We start from the raw sequence: 20,659 nt of genomic DNA, 5'->3' as shown, positions 1-20,659 counted from the left end.
TGCCCTTAATACCCCCTCCCGGCCTCCCCCTTCGCAGGGGGAGGAGCAAAGGCTTTACAGCCATTCAGAATCAGTGTCGTAACCTCACCAATAATGTGTTCACGCGCCTGTTCATCGCCGTCGAAATTGCCGTACATATGCTTCACCTGCACCGCAAAATCGGCGTAATACTGCGTCACCGCCCAGATATGCATGATGAAAAGACGGGCATCCAGCGCACGGATTTTCCCCTGCTCAATCCACTGATGGATCAGGTTCTCTTTGCCGGTGATATTCTGCGTGGCCAGCGGCCAGTACTTATGCAGATAGTGACCGCCGCCGAGTACCTCACTGGTGAAAATGCGCGACAGTTGCGGCTGATCGAACGAGAAATTCAGCTTATTGCGGATATAACGGCTGAGCACCGCCTCGGGTTCGCTGAGGGACGGGTCGAACTGAATGATATCGCCCCAGACTTTCAGCACTTTCTGCAAGAGCTCTTCGTACAACTCTTCTTTGCCCGCGATGTAGTAATGCAACTGGGCTTTTTTGATCCCGGCGCGCTGAGCAATGGCCTGAGTGGTTGCCCCCTGAAAACCTTTTTCACTGAATTCTGCAATGGCCGCCGCGTGGATATTTTCCAGGGTGCGTTCACGCGCAAGGCGGACTTTACCGCCGGTATCACTGTTCATCATGCTGAGAGTTCCTCCCGCTGAGCATCCCGTACATACGCCGGTTCGCCGTCAACGTAGGTGCAATACACATTACGGTCATCACCCAGCGTCATCAGCACAAACAGCTTTTCAGCCAGCGTTTTACTGTTGGTGGAACGTAATTTTTGCAGCGCACTGACACCCGGTTCGAGCACCACAAAATCAGCCTCTTTACCGGTACTAAAGTTGCCGATTTTATCGTCGAGGTGCAGCGCCCGTGCGCCGCCGAGTGTGGCGTGATAGAAGGCTTCGAATGCAGATAAACGGTAACGCTGCAGTTGTCCGACTTTGTAGGCTTCTGACAGCGTTTCCAGCATGTTGAAGGTGGTGCCCGCACCGACGTCCGTGCCCATGCCGACGCGAATTTGTTTCTGCCAGGATTTCTGCAAATTAAACAGACCGCTGCCCAGAAACAGATTAGACGTCGGGCAAAAAGCGATAGTCGAATCGGTGTCGTGCAGGCAATCCCATTCACTGTCATCCAGATGCAGACAGTGTGCAAACACGCAACGTTCGCCGGTCAGTCCGTACTGATGATAAACGTCGAGATAATGCTGATGTTCAGGGTGCATTTCTTTCACCCAGGAGAGTTCGGCGACGTTTTCGCTCAGATGGGTATGCATGTACACGTCGGGGAATTCCTGCTTAAGCAGCCGCACTTTTTGCAGCAGTTCAGGCGAAGATGTTGGCGCAAAACGCGGCGTCAGCGCATAGCTCAGACGCTGGCGGTTATGCCAGCGCGCAATCAGCCCGCGCGTGTCGCGTTCACTTTCTTCAGGGGTTTCCAGCAGGGCGTCGGGGGCGTTTTTGTCCATCATCACTTTGCCCGCCACCAGCCGCATATTGATGTCGGAGGCTTCTTTAAACAGGGCATCGACGGACTGCGGATGAACGGTGCCAAACACCAGCGCCGTGGTGGTCCCGTTAAGCAGCAACTGACTGATGAAGAATTTCGACATGCGCCTGGCGTAATCCGCGCAGTGATATTGTTGTTCGGTCGGGAAGGTATAGCGCGTCAGCCATTCGAGCAACTGCTCGCCGTACGCGCCGATCATTTCGGTCTGCGGATAGTGAATATGCGTATCGACAAAGCCCGGGACGATCAGCTTGTCGCGATAATCATCAATTTCCAGAACAGCGGTTTTACGTACCAGCGCCAGCTTGCCCTCACCTTCCTGCCAGCTTCCCAGCCAGATGATTGTGCCGCCGCTGAGCAACATCAGGCCGTCTTCGATATAACGCACCTGCGCTTCTAAATCTTCCGGCCGTAATACCGGCTCGCGGATATCGAAGAAATTTCCGCGGACGGCGCGGGTGATGATCTGACTCATGGCATTGTCCTTCTCTGCAACATTCTCGTTCACGATTGATAACAGAACATTTGCAAAGCTTATGCCAAATCTGACCAACCGGTCAGATCAAAGAGTCAGACCGGTTGGTTCGAAAATTTCAATACCGGATCGAAAATAATTCATTTAGCTATGCCAGACATCTTCTGATGCGTGCGTGTGATAACATTTAGCCCCATCAGAAATCATTAATTAATCTCTATCTTTATGACTACAAAACACATGACATGTAATTTTCATCTTGACCAGATGGCATTTTTAAAAACACAAACCAGGGATATATCAGTTTCAGGTTATGGCGTATGTGCCGGGATGGTAAGTTCATGGATCCAGCATGAACTTTCTGAGAAACCTCAATCTTTTTTATTCTATAAAAACACTTATAACTTTATTTCCCGCCAACGCGCATTAACCTGTAAGTACCTGATATCTGGAAAAATAAACCTGGCTTTCAACAGCGACTTATTTTACCCGATAAGACAAGTTGATTTAAAAACAAATGATTTTCAGTCATTTGCAAGATCCACCATCAGGGGTGTTTTCAGTATCGTTGTTTATTCAAAAAATGGTTACTCACACTGCATTGGCATGAGCATACATAAAGGGACTTATAAAATATTTGACCCCAATCTGGGTGAGTTTGAGATAACAAAAAGCAGAAGTTTTTCTTCTTTTATTTGTCAGGACTGGATATCAAAAAAATATCCCCCTTCACGCACACCCTATTTGCAGATAACACAATATAAATCAAAGCACTTAAACATCACTACTTCAACAGCACTTCATATTGCGGATTGAATTCATCAAATATTGGCAACGCGGCAGCACCGAGCGCGGGTGTGTCGCTGCCGGACATCCCGAGGCGAATGCGTGCACTCTGCGCGTACCGGCTGCGCACCGAATTATACAGGGGCGTCAGGCGCTTAATCAGCTTTTCCACCAATGGTTTAGGCATGGTGCCGCCGATAATCACGCTCTGCGCATCGAACACGCATTCCATAATATTGATGGCCTGGAGTGCCGGTTCGACGGCAGTATCAAGCCATTTATCGAACACTTTTTCATCGACTTTCAGCAGATCTTCGGGCATGGCCGACATCGGATCCAGTCCGCAGGCTTCATACGCCGCCTGCAAAGAAACATAACGTTCGAGGCAGCCTTTGTTGCCGCAATAACATTCTCGCCCGCCCGGTTGCACCACAATGTGGCCGACTTCGCCCGCATTGTGTGCATGACCGGTGTAAATCCGTCCGTCGGTGAAGATGCCGGCACCCAGCCCGGTGCCGATATACAGATACACAAACGACGATAATTGCTTGGCCACACCGTGAAAACGCTCACCGATTGCGGCTACCGTCGCATCGTTTTCCAGCGTCACCGGCCAGCCGGTCGCGGCGCTTAAACGCGCTTCAATATCAATATTATCCCAGCCGTGCAACGTGGTCGGCCCTTGTGAGGAAATGCCTTCTACGCCAAACGGCCCCGGCATCACCACACCCACGCCTAATATTTTTCGCCAGTCAATTTTCACCTGTTGGCGCATTTCTTGCAGAACCTGATCGATAAGAGCCAGCGTGGGCTCTGGCTGCGGTTTCTGTACATGGATCAGTTTGCGAAAGCGAACAGTTCCGGTCAGATCCACCAGCACAGTCAGCAGCGACTGATGATCAAGATGGATGCCTATTGAATAGGCGCTGTCAGGATTGAGTGTCAGTGGCGTTGCTGGCTGACCACGCCCTCCCGCACGGCGCGGCAGGTGGGAAGACAGGATACCCGCCTGCTCGAGTTCGGTGGCAATGTTGGAGACCGTTTGGGGGGTGAGCGACGTCAGCCGGGCGATTTCAGCGCGGGTCAGTTCACCGTTAAGGCGAATGGCTTCGATCACCACCCGACGATTGTGAGCACGGGCGTGCTCAAGATTGGTACCAGACGTTGTTATCACATCCCTCTCCACGGTGAAGACCTTGCGGGCAGTATGTGGCCAGTGATTACAGCAATCAAATTGATTTTATTAACCCGTCATACTTCGTATTGCAGATGCGTTGGTTGCGCGCACTCACCCCGGTCACCCAGGTATCTATGCTCCGGGGATTCGTGCCTTACCGCCTTCCTGCAACCCGAATTATTTAGGGTTAACCTGGGATGATATGAATATGACGGTGGCATCACAGCTTTGAATGTTATTGCCATGTTAATAATAATCGCCAGTCATTATTTAGATTTGAATCATCCGTGTAGCACACGTTTTATACCCAAGATAATTCGGGTTGCAGAAAGGCGGCAAGCGAGTGAATCCCGATGAGCTGACATAAGTCAGTGATTCGGGTGATGGAGCGTAGCCAACGCATCAGCAGCCCGAAGTATGAAGGGTAAATCCGGCAGGGACGCAGGGACTGGCAGAGTTATGCCTTCCCATTTTTTTTAGCCGATTAAAGCAATCAAATTGATTTAATAAACCTAACCCTGTTTCGGAGAATGACGATGAGCCTACGATTTACCCCTGCGGCCACCCTGTGCGCCCTCTCTGCCCTCACCCTGGGATATTCCGCCAGCGCGCTGGCCGATACGACGCTCAGTGCCTTATTTATGACTCAGGCGGCGTACAGCGAAGCGGATATCCGCGCAATGACCGCCGAGTTCACCAAACAGCATCCGGATATCAAAGTGAACCTGGAGTTTGTGCCGTATGAAGCCCTGCACGACAAAATCGTCGCCGCACGCGGTGCCGGTGACAAAGGTTATGACGTGGTGCTGTTCGATGCGATCTGGCCTGCTGAATTTAACAAATACGGCCTGTTGCAGGATGTCACGGCGCGTATTCCGGCTGAAGAAAGCAATAAGATTTTTGACGGCGCGATTTCTACCGTGACCTACAAAGATAAACGCTGGGGGATGCCGTGGATCCTCGACACCAAATATCTGTATTACAACAAAGCCATGCTGGCCAAAGCCGGGATCACTACCCCGCCCGCCACCTGGGCTGATGTTGAAAAGCAATCTGAGATCCTGAAAGAAAAAGGCATCGTGAAATATCCGCTGGTCTGGAGCTGGTCACAATCCGAAGCGCTGTTGTGCGACTACACCACGCTGGTGTCGGCGTTCAAAGGGGATTTCTACAAAGACGGCAAACTGAATTTCACCAATTCCGGCGCGATGAAAGCCATCAGCTACATGAAAGAGACGCTGGATAAAGGGCTGACTAACCCGAATTCGCGTGAATATCTGGAAGAAGATGTGCGTAAGTCGTTCTCCAACGGTGATGCGGCTTTCGCACTGAACTGGACCTACATGTACAACATGGCGAACGACCCGAAACAGAGCAAAGTCGCGGGTGACGTGGGGGTCATTCCGGCACCGGGTGAAACCGCAGGCGGCGCATCCGGCGTTAACGGGTCGATGGGATTGGGCATCGCCAAAGCCAGCGCACATCCGGACCAGGCATGGGAATACATCAGCTACATGACGTCGCAGCCAGTGCAGAACAAATACGCCAAACTGAGTCTGCCAATCTGGAAATCGTCTTATGAAGATCCGGCGGTGCAGAAAGATCAGGAGCAGTTGATCGCGGCGGCGAAAACCTCGCTGAATGTGATGTTGTCGCGCCCGGTTACAGCAGATTACTCCCGTCTGTCGAACATCTTGCAGCAAAACATTCAGGCGGTATTGCAGGGTAAAACCCCGGCTCAGGATGGTATGGAAGCCGCAACCAAAGCCGCTGATCGTTTACGTTAAGTTTTAAAGCCAACACTATAATAGCCCGCCCGGTTCCGGCCGGACGGGCTGGGAAAAGATATGCTGACATTACCCCAACGCGAGAAACGTCAGGCCTGGTTGCTGCTTGCGCCCATGCTTCTGATGATGTTCTTACTGACCGCCTGGCCGCTCGCCCGCACGTTGTGGCTCAGCTTTACGGATGCCGGGTTAATCGGCGACGGTTCTGCGCCCAACTGGGTGGGGAGCGAGAATTTCATCTATGCGCTGACGGATCCGGATTTTCGCGCCGCACTCTGGCGGACGCTCTATTTCACTGTCGTCTCAGTGGTTATTGAAGGCATCATCGGCGTGCTGGTCGCGCTGTTGCTGAACCAGCCGTTTTGGGGACGCAGCGCTCTGCGCGTGCTGGTGATTCTGCCATGGGCATTGCCGACTATCGTCAACGCCACCCTGTGGCGGCTGAACTTTAATCCCGATTACGGCAGCATTAACGCCCTGCTTTCTCAGCTCGGGCTGATTGACGCCTACCGTAGCTGGCTCGGCGATCCGTCTTCGGCGATCAATGCCGTGATGTTCGCGGATATCTGGAAAAACTATCCGCTGATCACCCTGCTGGTGCTGGCGGCGCTGCAAACCATTCCGGAAGATTTATTCGAAGCCGCACGGCTCGACGGCGCATCGGCTTTCCGCCGTTTTCGTAAAATCACCTTACCGGCGATTGCCGCACCGCTGGCCGTCGCGCTTGTCCTGCGCACCATCGACGCCTTCAAAATCTTCGACATCATTTATGTCATGACCCGTGGCGGGCCGCTCGACAGCACCAAAACCGTCAGTTTCTTTGTCTATCAGGAATCGTTCAGTTATCTGCGCGCTGGCAGCGGTGCTGCGTACGCGATACTCATGACGCTGATCTGCGCACTGCTGATCATGATTTACATGGTGATGTTACTGCGTCAGCGCCGTTCAGGGAGCAACGAATGAAACAAAAAATCCGGCTCGTTTTACGTTACTTTGCGGCGCTGATGGTGGCCGTTTCGATTCTTGCCCCGCTGCTGTGGATGTTCCTGATGAGCGTCAGCTCTGCGGAAGATCTGACCCGCATTCCGCTGGAATGGCTGCCGCGCCACTGGGATTTCAACCGTTATACCCGCCTGCTGACCTTACAGGCCGGAACGCCCGGTGCGCTGTTCCTGCATGCGCTCGGCAACAGTGTGCTGGTCGCCTGTGGTGCCACACTGGTGTCGTTGATGCTGGCGATACCGGCGGCCTATAGCTTCTCGCGCTATCCCGGTCGCGACGGCTGGCTGTTTGGCAGCCTGGCGATTTACATGGTTCCGCCGGTGGCGTTTGTGCTGCCGCTGTATTTCATCCTGCAACAGCTTGCGCTGCTCAATACCCATCTCGGGCTGATTCTGGTGTATTGCTCGATGATCCTGCCGTTCCTCACCTGGATGCTGAAAAACCAATTTGACGCGCTGCCGGTGGATATCGAACAGGCATCGCGTCTCGACGGGCTGCGTTACTGGCAAGTATTGCTGCGCATCACCCTGCCGCTGGCAAAACCGGCGCTGGGTGCATCGGCGATGTTTGGCTGGTTGCTGGCCTGGGATGAATTTTTCTACGCCCTGCTGTTTACCAACAATATCGACGCCCAGACGCTGCCGGTCACCATCGCCGGATTCACCGCCGGGCGCGCCACTGACGACGGTCTGATTGCCGCTGTCGGGATCCTTGCGGCCATTCCGCCGCTCTTTATTGCGCTCTGGCTGCAAAAAACCATGGTCAGCGGGTTGACCGCCGGCGGCAGCAAGGGCTGAAAATGAACATCAGGGAAACCTCATCAATGACAACAAAACCTCTGACCCGCGCCACGCTGTATGTGACGGGCAATATCAACGTGGATTTGATCATGAGCACGTTGCACGAATGGCCGAAAAAAGGCACGGAAGCGATGCTCGAAAGCAGTTCACTGCGCCCCGGCGGGTCGGCGGGAAACTGCGCGCTGGCACTCTCTGCGCTCGGTTCCCCTTTTCGTCTGGTGGCAAATCAGGGCAATGACCAGTTCAGCGGCTGGCTGGCAGGTATGTTCCCGGAAAGCGCCTCACGCTGGCCGACCTGCGATTGCGAAACCTCGCTGACCTTTGGTGTGACACATCCTGATCACGAAAGAACATTTTTCAGTAATCAGGGGCATATTGTGCGCCTGTCCATGCAGGACGTTCTGGGGCAAATCCCTGAAACGGCACAGGCCGGAGACTGGGTATTGCTGTGCGGCACCTGGCTGTGTACCGCGCTTTACACTGACTATCCGCAACTGCTGGCAGCGCTGAAACAGCGTGGTTATCAGGTGGCTGTCGACAGTGGCTGGCCGCCGGAAGACTGGAGCGATGCGTTGCGTGAACAGGCGGCAAAATGGCTGCCATTCTGCGATGCGCTGCTGCTCAATGAAGTCGAAACACTCGGGCTGGCCGACGCCACCACACTGGACGCCGCCGCGCTGACGTTGCTGGAGCAGATGGCGGACAACGCCTTTTGCGTGGCGAAATGCGGGCCGGAGGGGGCGCGTCTGTGGGCCAAAAATCTGACGCTGCATCAGCACGCCGAACCGGTCGGGGTGGTCGATACCATCGGTGCCGGAGACAGTTTTAATGCCGGGTTTTTATCCGCGCTGATTTATGGCCTGCCGCCTGCCACGGCGCTGCAATGGGGGGTTCGCGTTGCCGGTTGTGCTATCAGCAGTTCCCCGCGCCGTTACCCTGACTGGCAATCACTTTTTGGCCTTGTGGAGAAAATCTAAATGGCTCTGGTAGAACTGGTAAAAGTCGCCAAACATTATGGCAAAGTGCAGGTGCTGAAACCGCTGGATCTGACCATCCCTGACGGCAGTTTCACCGTGCTGGTCGGCCCCTCGGGCTGTGGAAAATCCACCTTACTTCGCCTGCTGGCCGGGCTGGAATCCCTGTCTGACGGCGACATTCTGCTCGATAAACAGCAGATCAATAATTTTGACCCCGCCGATCGTGATATTGCGATGGTATTCCAGAGTTACGCACTGTATCCGCATCTTACCGTGGCCGAAAACATGGCGTTCCACATGCAGGTGAAGAAGGTGCCGAAAGCCGAACAACAGGCCAAAGTGCTACAGGCCGCAAAAGTGCTGGGTATCGATCACTTACTGAAACGCCTGCCGAAAGATTTGTCCGGCGGTCAGCGCCAGCGTGTGGCGATGGGTCGTGCGCTGGTGCGTAATCCAAAAGTGTTTCTGTTCGATGAGCCCCTTTCCAACCTAGATGCCCAGTTACGTATGGAACTGCGCGCAGAAATCAAATCGCTTCATCAGCAGTTCCGTACCACCACGGTATATGTGACCCATGATCAAATCGAAGCCATGACGCTGGCCGATAATATCGTGGTGATGAAAGACGGTTTTATCGTACAACAGGGCGATCCGTTGTCGATTTACGATAAGCCGGTAAATACCTTTGTGGCGCGTTTTATCGGTTCACCGCCCATGAATCTGCTCAGCGGCGTCTTCCGCAATATTGACGGTCAGCCAGGTGTGAACTGTAATCAGTTGTGGTTCGCACTGCCGGAGAAGTGGGCGTTGCAGGCACGGCACGCTGAGGGAGAACCCGTCACGCTCGGCCTGCGTCCGCACGATTTAAAACCGGCAGAGCACAGTACCCAACCTGCCGCCACATTACGGTTGCTGGAAGTGACCGGAGAAAGCAGCCTGTTGCACATCGACTGGTGCGGTTTCCCGCTGCACGTTCAGTTCGCCGGACGCGCCCGTATCAGCGCCAGTCAGCCGCTGTATCTCGATGCCAACCGCGAGGCGATCCATCTGTTTGATGCCCAGACCGGTGAACGGCTGGCAGAGGATCTGCGGTAAAAATGACGCTCAATGGAGATAAACTATGGAATACCGTCTGTTAGGCCGGTCTGGCCTGAAAGTTTCAGTTCTCAGCCTGGGTACCATGACGTTTGGTGGTCAGGGGAAATTTGCCAAAACCGGGCAAACTGACGTTGAGGCCGCACAACGTCAGACAGGATTATGTCTTGATGCCGGGATTAATCTGTTCGATACCGCCGATGTCTATTCAGGCGGTGAATCGGAAGTGATCCTCGGTAAAGCACTGGGCAACAAACGTCACGACGTGCTGGTGGCCAGTAAAGCCCGCTTTCCAATGGGTGAAGGCCCGAATGACCGTGGTTCGTCCCGTCACCATATTCTGCGCGCTTGTGAAGCCAGCCTGAAACGTCTGAACACGGATTATCTGGATTTATATCAGTTGCATGAATGGGACGGCCTGACGCCACTGGAAGAAACGCTGCGGGCGCTCGACGATCTGGTCAGCAGTGGCAAAGTGCGTTACGTCGGTATCTCTAACTTCTCCGCCTGGCACGTGATGAAAACGCTGGGCGTGGCCGACGCTAACCACTACATCCGCCCGGTCAGTCAGCAAATCCATTACACCCTGCAGGCGCGTGAAGCTGAATATGAGTTGCTGCCTGCCGCGCAGGATCAGGGGCTGGGCGTGCTGGTCTGGAGCCCGCTGGCAGGCGGCCTGCTTTCCGGTAAATATCGCCGCAATCAGGCGGCACCGGAAGGCACCCGTCATCTGGCCGACTGGGGCGAACCGCCGGTGCGTGATGAAAGTGCGCTGTACGACGTGGTCGATGTGCTGGTGGATATCGCTGAAGCCCGTGGCGTTTCTGCGGCGCAGATTGCGCTGGCCTGGCTGATTGCCCGTCCGCAGGTGACCTCGGTGATTGTCGGGGCGCGCAACGACACGCAGTTGCAGGATAACCTGCTCGCCGCTGATTTAACCCTCAATAACGAAGAAATTGAACGACTTAATCAGGTCAGCCAGTTACCTTTGTTGTATCCTTACTGGCATCAGGCGCAGACCGCACCGGATCGCTTGTCTGTAGCGGATTTATCGCTGATCGCGCCCTATCTGAAAAAGTAACTGCAACAAAATGATACGCACTGAGACCGGTTGACTATGCCGGTCTCGTTATTTTTGTGTTAATACTTAAAGAGTTTCTTTAGTGGGCCTCGTGCACACCTTGCTTAAAAACAGAGGAATACCGGGATGATTATTTTTGTTACCGGCGCAACTGCCGGATTTGGTGCTGAAATCGCACGTAAATTTGTTAAAGAAGGCCATAAAGTGATTGCTACCGGTCGCCGTAAAGAGCGTCTGGATGACCTGAAAGCCGAACTGGGAGACGCGCTGTACGCTGTTGAACTGGACGTGACTAACCGGGCTTCTATTGAAGAAGCTATTGCCAGCCTGCCTGCTGACTGGCGTAACATTGATGTTCTGGTTAACAACGCCGGTCTGGCACTCGGTCTGGAAAAAGCGGATAAAGCCTCGCTGGAAGACTGGGATAAAATGATCGACACCAACACCAAAGGGCTGGTGTACATGACCCGCGCCGTGTTGCCGGGCATGGTTGAACGCAACACCGGGCATGTGATCAACATCGGTTCCACCGCAGGCAACTGGCCATACGCAGGCGGCAACGTGTATGGCGCGACCAAAGCGTTTGTGCGTCAGTTCAGTCTGAACCTGCGCACCGACCTGCATGGCACCCACGTTCGCGTCACCAATATCGAGCCGGGCCTGTGCGGTGGTACTGAATTCTCCAGCGTGCGCTTTAAAGGCGACGACGAGAAAGTCAGTAAAACCTACGATAACACTAATCCGCTCACCGCAGCCGATGTGGCCGAATCCGTATTCTGGGTATCCACCCTGCCGGCACACGTCAACATCAACAGCATCGAAATGATGCCGGTCAGCCAGTCTCTCGCCGGTTTGCAGGTACATCGCGAAGGGTAATATTGCACCCTGACTGACACGAAAAGCAGCTCCGGCTGCTTTTTTATTATCTGCCTTTTATCAGTGCGCACAAAAAAGGCGCGGCAACCTGCCCGCGCCTTTCCGACATCCGGCAACCGAAAACGTATTACGCGCTCAGCCAGCCCAGTTTAATCACAAACAGAATCGACAAGACGATAAGCGCAGAATTCAGCTCACGCCAGCGACCGGTCAGCAGTTTTGCCAGCGTCCAGGTGATGAAACCAAATGCGATACCATTGGCGATGGAATACGTGAACGGCATGGTCAGCGCAGTCACGGTAACAGGCGCTGCCACGGTAATGTCTTTCCAGTCGATTTCAGCCAGGCCAGACGTCATCAGAACCGCGATGAACAACAGAGCCGGAGCCGTGGCGAAGGCCGGAACGCTGCCTGCCAGCGGAGCGAAGAACAGGCTCAGCAGGAACAGAATAGCCACCACAATCGCCGTCAGACCGGTACGCCCGCCAGCGCTCACGCCTGCTGCGGATTCGATGTAGCTGGTGGTGGTTGAGGTGCCGAGCAGTGAGCCGAACAACGCCGCCGCACTGTCAGCGACCAGCGCACGGCCCATTTTCGGGATATTGCCGTCTTCATCCGCCAGCCCTGCGCGTTTGGTCACGCCAATCAGGGTGCCGGAGTTGTCGAACACATCCACGAACAGGAACGCGAACACCACGCTAATCAGCGAAACGTTAAACGCGCCTTTGATGTCCAGTTGCATGAAGGTTGGCGCAATGGAAGGTGGCATCGACATTACGCCGCCAAACGGCGAATAACCCAGCGCAATCGCCAGAACGGTCACGGCCAGCACACCGATCAGCACCGCGCCGGTGATTTTACGCGCTTCCAGCACCACAATCAGAATGAAACCGAGCATCGCAAACAGCGGACCCGGCTTGGTCAGATCGCCCAGACCGACCAGCGTCGCCGGGTTAGCGATCACGATACCGGCATTTTCCAGCGCAATCAGCGCCAGGAATAAACCGATACCCGCCGCAATGGCCGAACGCAATGGCAGCGGAATACTGCGGATAATCCATTCGCGGATTTTAAAAATCGATAACGCGAAGAAAATACAGGCTGAAAGGAAAACGGCCCCCAGCGCGATCTGCCAGGTGTAACCCATATGCAGCACCACGGTGTAGGTGAAGAAGGCGTTTAAACCCATGCCCGGTGCCAGTGCAATCGGGTAGTTGGCGATAAAGCCCATCAGTGCGGAACCGATTGCGGCAGCAAGACAAGTCGCCACGAAAACCGAACCTTTATCCATCCCCGTCGCGCCCAAAATAGACGGGTTAACAAACAGAATGTAGGCCATTGCTAAAAATGTAGTGAGTCCAGCCACAATCTCAGTCCGCACGTTAGTACGGTGAGCTTTTAACTTAAATAGTTTTTCTAACATGAGAAGGAATCTCTTGGTCGCGTGATCACTTTCAGTCTGGTGATCAAAAATGCACGCTTGTTATTAGTGTTGTTTTTCAAAACACACGCGCGCGCACCAGCAGAACGAACGCCACAATTCGTCCCACCATTATCCCGTGGAATACGGCACGCGAGCTTAAACGTGTTTTGACGAACCCTGTCATTGCCCGTTTTGCCTGTAAAACAACCTGAGGTGATTGTTTTACAAAGGGGCATCGCACAATCTAGGAAAAATGAGTGATGCAGTCCATAATAGTTATCTCACTTATTCACTGCATAAATTAGTACACCCATGTCGCCATTCTCCCGTTTTTCGCAATATTTTACCGAAGTCGCCCGAACAGGAAGTTTGCGCAAAGCGGCAGAAGTGCTGCACGTCTCGGCTTCAGCCATAAACCGGCAGATCCTGCAGGCTGAACAAACGCTGGAAACCCCGCTGTTTGAACGCTTACCGACGGGTCTGAAACTGACCTCAGCAGGCGAAATTTTATTCGATGACATTCGCCGCTGGCGGAAAGAATTTTCCCGCACCCGCGAACGTTTCGATGAAATTCAGGGACTGCGACGCGGGCATGTCACCATCTCTATGATTGCCGCTCTCAGCGAAGGCATGGTGGCGGAACTGATTGCCGACGTGGGCGCAGAACACCCTTACCTGACGTTTGACATCCGCATCGAAGACAGCCGGAACATCAGCGAACAGGTCAGTTCAGCGGAAGTGGATTTTGGATTGTTGCTCGATCCCGTCGAACATACCGGGCTGGAAGTACGCGCTTTTGCGGAGTTGCCCATCGGAATTGCGATGCCGGTGGGTCATAAACTGTCGCAGAAGGAATCGTTGTCGTTCAGCGACATCGCCTCCTACCGGCAGATCATTCCCTCCGAACCGCTGATGGTCAATGCCCGCGCCAGACTGCTGTATAACCGCTATCAGTTACTGGAAACGCCGTCGATCGTCTGTAATGACGTGCGCATGATGCGCGAACTTATCCGCAAAGGGGCCGGTGTCGGCGTGCTGAGTTTGTTAGATGTATTGCCAGATTTACAGGAAAAGCGACTGGCGTTTGTGCCGCTTCAGGGCCGCAGCGCCAAACCGCTGACGCTGGCGTTGTGCGTTGCCCCGCGCCGCCAGTTATCCCGCGCGGCGCAAATTGTGATTCAGAAAGTGATTGTGCTGATGGAAAGATTATCGCAATAGCCGTTCACGCCGTTTTCCAGCCAGAAATGATGATCAGCATCCCCGCCAGTGCCACACATGCGCCCAGCCAGTCGGTGGCGCTGAGCTTCACGCCATCGACAAACCGCAGCCACAGCATGGCGGTCATGACATAGACCCCGCCGTAAGCCGCATACACCCTGCCGCTTGCCGCCGGATGCAATGTCAGCAACCAGACAAACGCCGCCAGGCTGAGCGCCCCGGGTAATAAAAGCAGCACATTTGCCCCTTTGCGCAGCCAGAGATAAGGTAAAAAGCAGCCAATGATTTCTGCCAGTGCGGTCGCAAAGAACAGTAAAGACGTTTTGAGCATAATTGGGCCAGGTTTACAGTCCGAAGTTCAATAAGATATCAACCAGTTTACCGGCAGAGGGTGACGTCATTCGGCCGGATGTTATAATGCAATTATTCGCCTGAGCGATGTGTAAATTAAAAGGATGAGCTGATGAATACAACGTTTAAATCCCGACTGACCCGCAGCATTCTGCCTGTGGCTTTGCTGGCTATAACCGCCAGCTGGCAGGCGCCTGCACTCGCGGCCACCAATTGTGCGGGCGGAACCTGTGTCTTTGGCGGTACCGGCAATGATGCCATGACCAACGAAGAAGCACGTCAGAGCAAAGAGCAATGGAATGAAACCCAACGCCTGCGCGCCATGAAAAACCAGCGTAACGAGAAAGACTTCTCCAAATACGACAATTCGATTGATCTGCGCGACAAGTGTCAGGCCAGCCAAAACATCAATGCGTACTGGGAACCGAACACTGAGCGCTGCCTTGACCGTCGTAATGGCCGTCAGTTACTGGCTCCGTAAATCCTATCTGCTAGACTCATAAGTACACTGGTTTTCATAAAAGGAATGAATGATGAAAAAGACACTTTTAGCGGGTCTTGCTGTCGTTATGTTCGCACCGCTGATGGCACAGGCTTCCTGTGAAAGCGTAAAAGCTGACATTACCCAGAAAATCGTGGCAAACGGCTTGCCTGAATCAGGGTTTAAACTCGATATTGTGCCAAATGATCAGGCCGATCAGACTGGCGGGCAGGTCGTGGGCCACTGCGGCAATGACAGTCAGAAGATTGTGTATACCAAAACCGCCGATGCGGGTGACAGTTCAGCGGCAAGTCCTAAGACCGGGACCAGCCAGGATTCACAGTAATATTCGCGGTGATGTCGGAGCGGATATCACCGGCGGTTTATCACTTGCAGTGAAAACCCGATGACCTGATCGGGAACCTTTCGGTTTCTTAATAACAGTTATCATACGATCTTCGCACCGAAACCACCGGGAGAGAAAAGTGCTTTTTCCCTCCCGGATATCCCTTCACGTTTTCAACACACGCTGCCGCTCCGTTCAGCAAGCTTTCTGAAACAACCTTGCCTTTTAAAAAAACAAAACAAGTAAGGTGATGAGTTGCAGCGACTCCTGCCACCATTTCGACTACAATGGTAGCCACTTTCCTCACAGGATGCGGTAAAAATGAAAAGACTGACCCAACAAGATATGACGGAAAGCGAACAGCGTGAGTTAAAAACACTGCTGGACAGAGCCCGTAAAGCACAGGGCCGTGAGCTGACGAATTCGGAAAATAACCGGATTAAAGATGACTACATCGATACGTTGATGGCAGAAAAAGAAAAAGTCGCTGCGAAAGCGCGGGCCGAAAAGCGCCGTAATAAAGCCGTTCCAAGCACTTCTGCAACATACGACTGGACAGCCCGCACTCATCCGCGTGGTCGTCGTTAAACGTTAACTGAACCTCTGCGTTCCTCACGCAGAGGCCTCAGCCCTCAGGCTTCCAGTAATCTGAAACCGTGCGTTCCGTCTTTTTCCAACTGCCCGACCAGCCCGTATTCCCAGTCCAGATAATCCTGCATCGCCTGCGGGCTGACATCCGTGCCTTCGTACGGACGACGATATCTGTCTTGCGCGTCGTCCAGATAAACAGAATCCCCCCGCTCAAGCAGCAACCCGTGGTCGATCCAGCCCACCGTGCCTTTCTCCAGCAAATAAACGGGTTTGCCGGTTAATCCGGCCACTTCCGTGACAGCGTAACGTGCCAGCAAACCGCTGGTGCAGGTGACAACCCAACGCGCTTTCTGCGGTTGTAAGGCAATAATTTGCGGGATATTGCCCCGTGTTGTCCAGACCGCACCCGGAATGCGCCGGTTACGGAAATTCGCGCTGGTGGTGAGATCGATAATGCCGGTATTACCCTCACTCAGCCAGTTCAGCAGTTGTTCCGGTTTGACAGATTCCACAGCCGGTGCGGGCGCAACCCGGGCTTTCCAGTCGCCTTGTTCAGTCAGATCTTCAGCCCTCACTTCGGCGATATACACTTCCCAGTTCATCTGTGCCAGCCATGAGGCCGCCATGCGCGCACGCACACCATCATTATCCACCAGCACTATTCGCGCGCCACGAACGCTGGCATAGTGATCGGTTTCCTGAACCAACTGGCCACCGGGAACGTGTCGCGTGCCTGCCAGATGCCCGGCACGAAACTCTTCTGCCGTGCGCACGTCAAACACGTATAACGTGCGGGAATCATCCTGTTGCCAGTCACGTAATTGTGACAATGTCACTGAACGTACGCCCGCGCGTAAAGCCAGAGTTTGCGCGCCTTTCAGCGCAACCCTGCGTGAGGCTTCACTCAGTGCCGGAAACTGTTTATGTTGCAGGTGCGACAGTGCCTGCCCCGCCAGCGTCCAGCCAATCGTACCGTTACGCAATGCAGACACCGGCTGCGTAAATCCGGCATTAATCAGAGATTGCGTGCCGATAATGCTGCGGGTACGCCCTGCACAATTGATGATCACCTGCGTGTTGTCATCAGGCACCACATCTTTCAGGCGCAGCACAAGTTCGCCTCCCGGTACGCTCACGCCGCCCGGAATACTCATCACCTGATATTCATCAAAACGGCGCACATCCAGCACAGCAATGTTTGCCCCCTGCTGTTGCAATGCCAGCACCTGTTCCGCACTCAGGGACGGTGTCTCGTAATGATGTTCAACCCATTCCCCGAAGGCTTTACTGGGCGCGTTCACATCAATAAATATCTCACCGCCCGCTTCTTTCCAGCCAGCCAGATCACCGGCCAGCAACGCGATATTCTGATACCCCAGCGATTTCAGCAATTGAGCCGCCCGCATGGTTTTACGCTCGCCGCGCTGCACGTCATAAAATTCACCATTGTCATACAACGTAATAGCCGTCAGACGGTTTGGTATGCGATCCAGCACTTCCAGTTCGAGTTTAGACAAAGCCAGATTGGCAGCAAATAAGGGATGTCCGGTGGCAAAGGCCGCTTCTTCACGCAGGTCAACCAGTGCCACATCCTGTCCTTCGAGCAACGCCTCGCGGAGTTCAGAAAAATGGCGCAAAGGCAGTGAATATGAATCAGTCATGATTTTTCTCTTTTGACAGGTCCCAGATATTGGGAAGGTGCGGGCTGGAGTAGCCGGAAATAAAGGTTTTCCCGGTGCCGTCTGGCAGATAAACCGCCCGTGAAACCGCACCGATATTGCCGCCGTAAACGTGAATGCTGACCGAGACCTGATCCTTGAAAAAATTGCTGACCTGGTGGATATCCAGCTGATCGGGGGAGATTTTCCCGACGTCGCCAACGTGCAGCGTAATGGGATTTCCTTCCGGTTGCAGCGTTCCGTCGGGGTGGCGGGTATAATTCTGGCTGACTTCTGCACCGCGCAGCATACCTATCAGCCCCCAGACACGATGGTCATGCACTGGTGTTTTCTGCCCCGGCCCCCAGACAAAACTCACCACAGAAAAACGCGACAGCGGATCGGCGTACAAGAGATATTGCTGATAATGTTCAGGATGAGGCTGCGCAAACTCCTCCGGCAGCCAGTTATCTTCGCCGATAAGACGGGTCAGCAGTTCGCTTCCCTGCGCCAGTATTTGCGTCTGACCGTGCGGTTCCTGCACCAGCCGGGTGAAGTCCGCCAGAAATTGTCTCAGCGGCGCGAGCTGTAAAGTCGTCATCACTTTCCTCATACTTCATCACTGTTTCCGACAGGTTAGCATCGCCATGATCCAAGCAAAATTCATTTTATGGATAAGCTAATATGCAAATCACACATAAAAATGTGCATCAGGATCCAGCGTCCGCGTGAAAATTGTTTTATCCTGCCGGCAGCCGTTTTTACGTTAATCCTGACGCTGAGTGCCTATGAAAATTGAAGACCTGACTGCTTTTGTCGCCGTTATCCGCCTGCAATCTACCCGGCTTGCTGCCGATGAGCTGGGGCTGACACAGCCGGCAATTACCCGTCGGGTACAAAATTTTGAAGAATCGCTGGGCATTCCGCTGCTGAACCGCCAGACCAAACCCCTGAAACCCACGCTGATGGGCAACCGTGTTTATCAGCAATGCCGTCATATCTTGCGTGAGGTGGATGCGCTCAGTGATTTGGTTGCCGCCGACAGTCCACCTTCCGGCCTTCTGCGCCTTGCCGTGCCACAAAGCCTGAGCGAAAGCAGTCTGTTGCCTGCCCTGAAAACCCTGTCTGCGCAATTTCCGCAAATCCAGCCGCGACTTTCCAGCGGCTGGGGCGACGAATTATTGTTACGGATACAGCAGCAGGAACTGGAAGCGGCGGTCGTGCTGTTCCCTGCCAGTAAGCAATTCCCGGAGGGTGTCGAAAACCAGCCGCTGGGTACGGTCGATTTAGTGGTTGTCGGCCCGAAAGCACCGCAGGCTTTGCCACAACGTCTGGAAGATTGTTATCAGCACGGGTGGATCCTCAATCCGCATGGCTGTGGTTTCCGCGCCGCCCTGCAGCGCGCGCTGACTGAACAGGGTTTACCTTTGCTCATCAATCTTGAGGCGTTTGGCACGACCTTACAATTATCCCTGATTGCTGAAGGGCGCGGCCTGGGGCTGATGCCGCGCGCGCTGGTAGAAAAACATGCACTGCGCCCTGAACTGGCGCTGTATGACCTGAAAGATTTCGCCCCCCGCAGCCAGTTGTGGCTGATTTATCCCAACGTTCCTGCGAGTCAGGTACCGGCGATTGATGCGTTTGCCGCCGCGATTGCTAACGGGTTGGATTGTGGCAGGTAGTGATTATGGGATTGCCATCCGGACTGGCATTAAGGTCAACCCCCTGGGCGCGGTGCCCAAAGCAACACCTGTTCATGCACATTTTTTATATTAGCTTATGAAGATAATGAATTTCTCACATAGTAAGTTGCCGTTTATGGTGATAACTCCTGCCAGCGCAGACCTTCATCCGCTGGCCTCATCCCGAGGAGTGACAGCCTATGAGCGTGCAATTTATTGGTATGATCGGACACCGTCTGGCTTCTGAAATCATCCCACCGACCGGCCCGATTTTCGATAAAAAATACATTTCCGATTTCGCCAAAGCCCATGAAGATGCTGGCTTTGACCGCATTCTGGTGGCCTATGCCTCCGACCAGCCCGATGCTTTTCTGGTCACCGCGCACGCCGGAGCCAGCACATCCCGCATTCATTTTCTTCTGGCTCACCGGCCGGGATTCGTCGCGCCGACCCTCGCCGCCCGTAAGCTGGCGACCCTCGACCACCTGCTTGATGGTCGCGTGGCAGTGCATATCATCAGCGGTGGCAGCGATGCGGAACAACGCCGTGACGGTGATTATGTGGCGAAATCCGGCCGCTATCAGCGCACGGATGAATACATCGATGTACTGAAACAGAGCTGGTATTCAGAAACCGGTTTTGACCATCAGGGTGAATTTTATCAGGCGGAAAATGCTTTCTCTGCCATTAAGCCCTGTCAGAAAAAACTGCCGGTATTTTTCGGCGGATCTTCCGATGATGCCATCCGTGTTGCAGGTAAACAGGCGGATGTGTTTGCGTTATGGGGCGAGCCGCTGGCCAGTGCGGCAGAAACGGTGGAAGCGGTAAAAGCCTCTGCGGCAAAACACAACCGGGATATTAACTTCAGTATTTCCTTCCGCCCTATCCTCGGCAAAACAGAAGAAGAAGCCTGGGCGAAAGCGGATGAAATTCTCACTAAAGCCACCGCCCTGCAAGCTGAGAAAGGTCAGGTGCTGGCAGCCAAACCCCAAAGCGTGGGAGCTCAGCGTTTACTGAAAGCCGTCGCGCAAGGCGATCGTCTCGATTCCTGCCTGTGGACCGGCATCGCCGGGCTGATTGGCGGCGGTTCCAACTCTACGGCCCTGGTCGGTACGCCGGAACAGGTCTCCGATGCACTGCTGAAATATTACGATCTGGGCATCACCACTTTCCTGATCCGCGGCTTTGATCCGCTGAATGACGCCGTCGAATACGGTAAGAGTCTGATCCCGCTGACGAAGCAGAAAATCGCTGCGCGGGAAGCCCGAAAACACACCGCCGTGACTGCCCTGATTTAAGGAAACC

General features: G+C 53.9%; 21 protein-coding genes. 14 read left to right on the top strand and 7 right to left on the bottom strand.

Features of this window, described 5'->3' with window-relative positions; translation table 11 throughout:
- Positions 1–5: 5 nt before the first annotated feature.
- On the bottom strand, positions 6–674 hold the full coding sequence (locus HGO41_RS12345) for a TetR family transcriptional regulator C-terminal domain-containing protein (protein ID WP_153375451.1): 669 nt from the start codon (positions 672–674) through the stop codon (positions 6–8).
- Positions 671–2,023: a guanine deaminase gene (gene guaD / locus HGO41_RS12340; RefSeq protein ID WP_250981068.1), complete on the bottom strand. Its 1,353-nt coding sequence runs from the start codon at positions 2,021–2,023 to the stop codon at positions 671–673. The genes HGO41_RS12345 and guaD overlap by 4 nt, the downstream gene beginning before the upstream one ends.
- 267 nt (positions 2,024–2,290) lie before the next feature.
- On the opposite strand from guaD, the gene HGO41_RS12335 reads away from it, so the two are divergent.
- Positions 2,291–2,839 (top strand): YopT-type cysteine protease domain-containing protein, encoded by a 549-nt coding sequence (locus HGO41_RS12335; RefSeq protein ID WP_157962106.1) that lies wholly within the window; start codon positions 2,291–2,293, stop codon positions 2,837–2,839.
- Here HGO41_RS12335 and HGO41_RS12330 read toward each other — a convergent pair.
- Complete coding sequence (locus HGO41_RS12330; RefSeq protein WP_173362098.1) at positions 2,808–3,980, bottom strand: ROK family transcriptional regulator; 1,173 nt, start codon at positions 3,978–3,980, stop codon at positions 2,808–2,810. The two genes, HGO41_RS12335 and HGO41_RS12330, sit on opposite strands and share 32 nt — an antisense overlap.
- A 542-nt stretch (positions 3,981–4,522) precedes the next feature.
- On the opposite strand from HGO41_RS12330, the gene HGO41_RS12325 reads away from it, so the two are divergent.
- From HGO41_RS12325 to ydfG, 7 genes are all read left to right on the top strand, one after another.
- Positions 4,523–5,773 carry an extracellular solute-binding protein gene (locus HGO41_RS12325; protein ID WP_013575532.1) on the top strand — a complete coding sequence of 417 codons (1,251 nt, stop codon included), beginning with the start codon at positions 4,523–4,525 and terminating at the stop codon, positions 5,771–5,773.
- A 60-nt stretch (positions 5,774–5,833) separates the two neighbouring features.
- Positions 5,834–6,736: a carbohydrate ABC transporter permease gene (locus HGO41_RS12320; RefSeq protein ID WP_015689932.1), complete on the top strand. Its 903-nt coding sequence runs from the start codon at positions 5,834–5,836 to the stop codon at positions 6,734–6,736.
- The gene (locus tag HGO41_RS12315; protein ID WP_217216692.1) at positions 6,733–7,572 is read left to right on the top strand and encodes a carbohydrate ABC transporter permease; all 840 of its coding nucleotides are present in this window, start codon (positions 6,733–6,735) and stop codon (positions 7,570–7,572) included. The genes HGO41_RS12320 and HGO41_RS12315 overlap by 4 nt, the downstream gene beginning before the upstream one ends.
- A gap of 26 nt (positions 7,573–7,598) precedes the next feature.
- Complete coding sequence (locus HGO41_RS12310; protein WP_119261645.1) at positions 7,599–8,552, top strand: carbohydrate kinase family protein; 954 nt, start codon at positions 7,599–7,601, stop codon at positions 8,550–8,552.
- Positions 8,553–9,647, top strand: a complete 1,095-nt coding sequence (locus tag HGO41_RS12305) for an ABC transporter ATP-binding protein (protein ID WP_013575536.1) — start codon at positions 8,553–8,555, stop codon at positions 9,645–9,647.
- Between the two features lie 25 nt (positions 9,648–9,672).
- Complete coding sequence (locus tag HGO41_RS12300) at positions 9,673–10,728, top strand: aldo/keto reductase (RefSeq protein ID WP_013575537.1); 1,056 nt, start codon at positions 9,673–9,675, stop codon at positions 10,726–10,728.
- A gap of 126 nt (positions 10,729–10,854) precedes the next feature.
- Complete coding sequence (gene ydfG / locus HGO41_RS12295; RefSeq protein ID WP_112152274.1) at positions 10,855–11,604, top strand: bifunctional NADP-dependent 3-hydroxy acid dehydrogenase/3-hydroxypropionate dehydrogenase YdfG; 750 nt, start codon at positions 10,855–10,857, stop codon at positions 11,602–11,604.
- Between the two features lie 127 nt (positions 11,605–11,731).
- Here ydfG and HGO41_RS12290 read toward each other — a convergent pair whose 3' ends face one another.
- Complete coding sequence (locus tag HGO41_RS12290) at positions 11,732–13,027, bottom strand: NCS2 family permease (RefSeq protein ID WP_013575539.1); 1,296 nt, start codon at positions 13,025–13,027, stop codon at positions 11,732–11,734.
- Between the two features lie 312 nt (positions 13,028–13,339).
- Here HGO41_RS12290 and HGO41_RS12285 point away from each other — a divergent pair, with 312 nt between their 5' ends.
- Positions 13,340–14,245: a LysR family transcriptional regulator gene (locus HGO41_RS12285; protein WP_013575540.1), complete on the top strand. Its 906-nt coding sequence runs from the start codon at positions 13,340–13,342 to the stop codon at positions 14,243–14,245.
- 4 nt (positions 14,246–14,249) lie between these two features.
- Here the strand turns inward: HGO41_RS12285 and HGO41_RS12280 are convergent, their stop codons facing one another.
- Entirely contained in the window at positions 14,250–14,576 is a 327-nt protein-coding gene (locus tag HGO41_RS12280; RefSeq protein ID WP_015689934.1) for a YnfA family protein, read from the bottom strand.
- Positions 14,577–14,708: 132 nt separating this feature from the next.
- On the opposite strand from HGO41_RS12280, the gene HGO41_RS12275 reads away from it, so the two are divergent.
- The 3 genes from HGO41_RS12275 (at position 14,709) to HGO41_RS12265 (ending at position 16,011) form a co-directional block, all read left to right on the top strand.
- Positions 14,709–15,077 carry a DUF1283 family protein gene (locus HGO41_RS12275; RefSeq protein ID WP_037034037.1) on the top strand — a complete coding sequence of 123 codons (369 nt, stop codon included), beginning with the start codon at positions 14,709–14,711 and terminating at the stop codon, positions 15,075–15,077.
- 52 nt (positions 15,078–15,129) lie between these two features.
- Positions 15,130–15,423 carry a DUF1161 domain-containing protein gene (locus HGO41_RS12270; RefSeq protein WP_037034038.1) on the top strand — a complete coding sequence of 98 codons (294 nt, stop codon included), beginning with the start codon at positions 15,130–15,132 and terminating at the stop codon, positions 15,421–15,423.
- Between the two features lie 321 nt (positions 15,424–15,744).
- Positions 15,745–16,011 carry a YjbD family protein gene (locus HGO41_RS12265; protein ID WP_013575544.1) on the top strand — a complete coding sequence of 89 codons (267 nt, stop codon included), beginning with the start codon at positions 15,745–15,747 and terminating at the stop codon, positions 16,009–16,011.
- A 44-nt stretch (positions 16,012–16,055) separates the two neighbouring features.
- Here HGO41_RS12265 and HGO41_RS12260 read toward each other — a convergent pair whose 3' ends face one another.
- Positions 16,056–17,675, bottom strand: a complete 1,620-nt coding sequence (locus HGO41_RS12260; RefSeq protein ID WP_250981067.1) for a rhodanese-like domain-containing protein — start codon at positions 17,673–17,675, stop codon at positions 16,056–16,058.
- On the bottom strand, positions 17,668–18,273 hold the full coding sequence (locus tag HGO41_RS12255) for a cysteine dioxygenase family protein (protein WP_250981066.1): 606 nt from the start codon (positions 18,271–18,273) through the stop codon (positions 17,668–17,670). Before HGO41_RS12255 ends, HGO41_RS12260 begins: the two co-directional genes overlap by 8 nt.
- A 187-nt stretch (positions 18,274–18,460) precedes the next feature.
- Between HGO41_RS12255 and HGO41_RS12250 the strand changes: the two genes are divergently transcribed.
- Positions 18,461–19,354: a LysR family transcriptional regulator gene (locus tag HGO41_RS12250; RefSeq protein ID WP_013575547.1), complete on the top strand. Its 894-nt coding sequence runs from the start codon at positions 18,461–18,463 to the stop codon at positions 19,352–19,354.
- A gap of 200 nt (positions 19,355–19,554) precedes the next feature.
- The gene (locus HGO41_RS12245) at positions 19,555–20,652 is read left to right on the top strand and encodes an LLM class flavin-dependent oxidoreductase (RefSeq protein WP_013575548.1); all 1,098 of its coding nucleotides are present in this window, start codon (positions 19,555–19,557) and stop codon (positions 20,650–20,652) included.
- Positions 20,653–20,659: the final 7 nt, after the last annotated feature.

It is taken from the genome of Rahnella sp. CG8, from assembly GCF_023701875.1.
Taxonomy (GTDB): Bacteria; Pseudomonadota; Gammaproteobacteria; order Enterobacterales; family Enterobacteriaceae; genus Rahnella; species Rahnella aceris.
The sequence above is the reverse complement of the archived record's forward strand: the minus strand, read 5'-3'. Positions and strand labels throughout refer to the sequence as shown.

What these genes read in the sequence shown, in the direction of transcription:
- HGO41_RS12285 (WP_013575540.1), top strand. Translation starts at nt 13,340, where the DNA reads ATGTCGCCATTCTCCCGTTTTTCGCAATATTTTACCGAAGTCGCCCGA.
- HGO41_RS12320 (WP_015689932.1), top strand. Translation starts at nt 5,834, where the DNA reads ATGCTGACATTACCCCAACGCGAGAAACGTCAGGCCTGGTTGCTGCTT.
- HGO41_RS12335 (WP_157962106.1), top strand. Translation starts at nt 2,291, where the DNA reads ATGGCATTTTTAAAAACACAAACCAGGGATATATCAGTTTCAGGTTAT.
- HGO41_RS12300 (WP_013575537.1), top strand. Translation starts at nt 9,673, where the DNA reads ATGGAATACCGTCTGTTAGGCCGGTCTGGCCTGAAAGTTTCAGTTCTC.
- HGO41_RS12255 (WP_250981066.1), bottom strand. Translation starts at nt 18,273, where the DNA reads ATGACGACTTTACAGCTCGCGCCGCTGAGACAATTTCTGGCGGACTTC.
- HGO41_RS12345 (WP_153375451.1), bottom strand. Translation starts at nt 674, where the DNA reads ATGATGAACAGTGATACCGGCGGTAAAGTCCGCCTTGCGCGTGAACGC.
- HGO41_RS12275 (WP_037034037.1), top strand. Translation starts at nt 14,709, where the DNA reads ATGAATACAACGTTTAAATCCCGACTGACCCGCAGCATTCTGCCTGTG.
- HGO41_RS12310 (WP_119261645.1), top strand. Translation starts at nt 7,599, where the DNA reads ATGACAACAAAACCTCTGACCCGCGCCACGCTGTATGTGACGGGCAAT.
- HGO41_RS12290 (WP_013575539.1), bottom strand. Translation starts at nt 13,027, where the DNA reads ATGTTAGAAAAACTATTTAAGTTAAAAGCTCACCGTACTAACGTGCGG.
- HGO41_RS12270 (WP_037034038.1), top strand. Translation starts at nt 15,130, where the DNA reads ATGAAAAAGACACTTTTAGCGGGTCTTGCTGTCGTTATGTTCGCACCG.
- HGO41_RS12260 (WP_250981067.1), bottom strand. Translation starts at nt 17,675, where the DNA reads ATGACTGATTCATATTCACTGCCTTTGCGCCATTTTTCTGAACTCCGC.
- HGO41_RS12280 (WP_015689934.1), bottom strand. Translation starts at nt 14,576, where the DNA reads ATGCTCAAAACGTCTTTACTGTTCTTTGCGACCGCACTGGCAGAAATC.
- HGO41_RS12265 (WP_013575544.1), top strand. Translation starts at nt 15,745, where the DNA reads ATGAAAAGACTGACCCAACAAGATATGACGGAAAGCGAACAGCGTGAG.
- ydfG (WP_112152274.1), top strand. Translation starts at nt 10,855, where the DNA reads ATGATTATTTTTGTTACCGGCGCAACTGCCGGATTTGGTGCTGAAATC.
- guaD (WP_250981068.1), bottom strand. Translation starts at nt 2,023, where the DNA reads ATGAGTCAGATCATCACCCGCGCCGTCCGCGGAAATTTCTTCGATATC.
- HGO41_RS12305 (WP_013575536.1), top strand. Translation starts at nt 8,553, where the DNA reads ATGGCTCTGGTAGAACTGGTAAAAGTCGCCAAACATTATGGCAAAGTG.
- HGO41_RS12325 (WP_013575532.1), top strand. Translation starts at nt 4,523, where the DNA reads ATGAGCCTACGATTTACCCCTGCGGCCACCCTGTGCGCCCTCTCTGCC.
- HGO41_RS12250 (WP_013575547.1), top strand. Translation starts at nt 18,461, where the DNA reads ATGAAAATTGAAGACCTGACTGCTTTTGTCGCCGTTATCCGCCTGCAA.
- HGO41_RS12245 (WP_013575548.1), top strand. Translation starts at nt 19,555, where the DNA reads ATGAGCGTGCAATTTATTGGTATGATCGGACACCGTCTGGCTTCTGAA.
- HGO41_RS12315 (WP_217216692.1), top strand. Translation starts at nt 6,733, where the DNA reads ATGAAACAAAAAATCCGGCTCGTTTTACGTTACTTTGCGGCGCTGATG.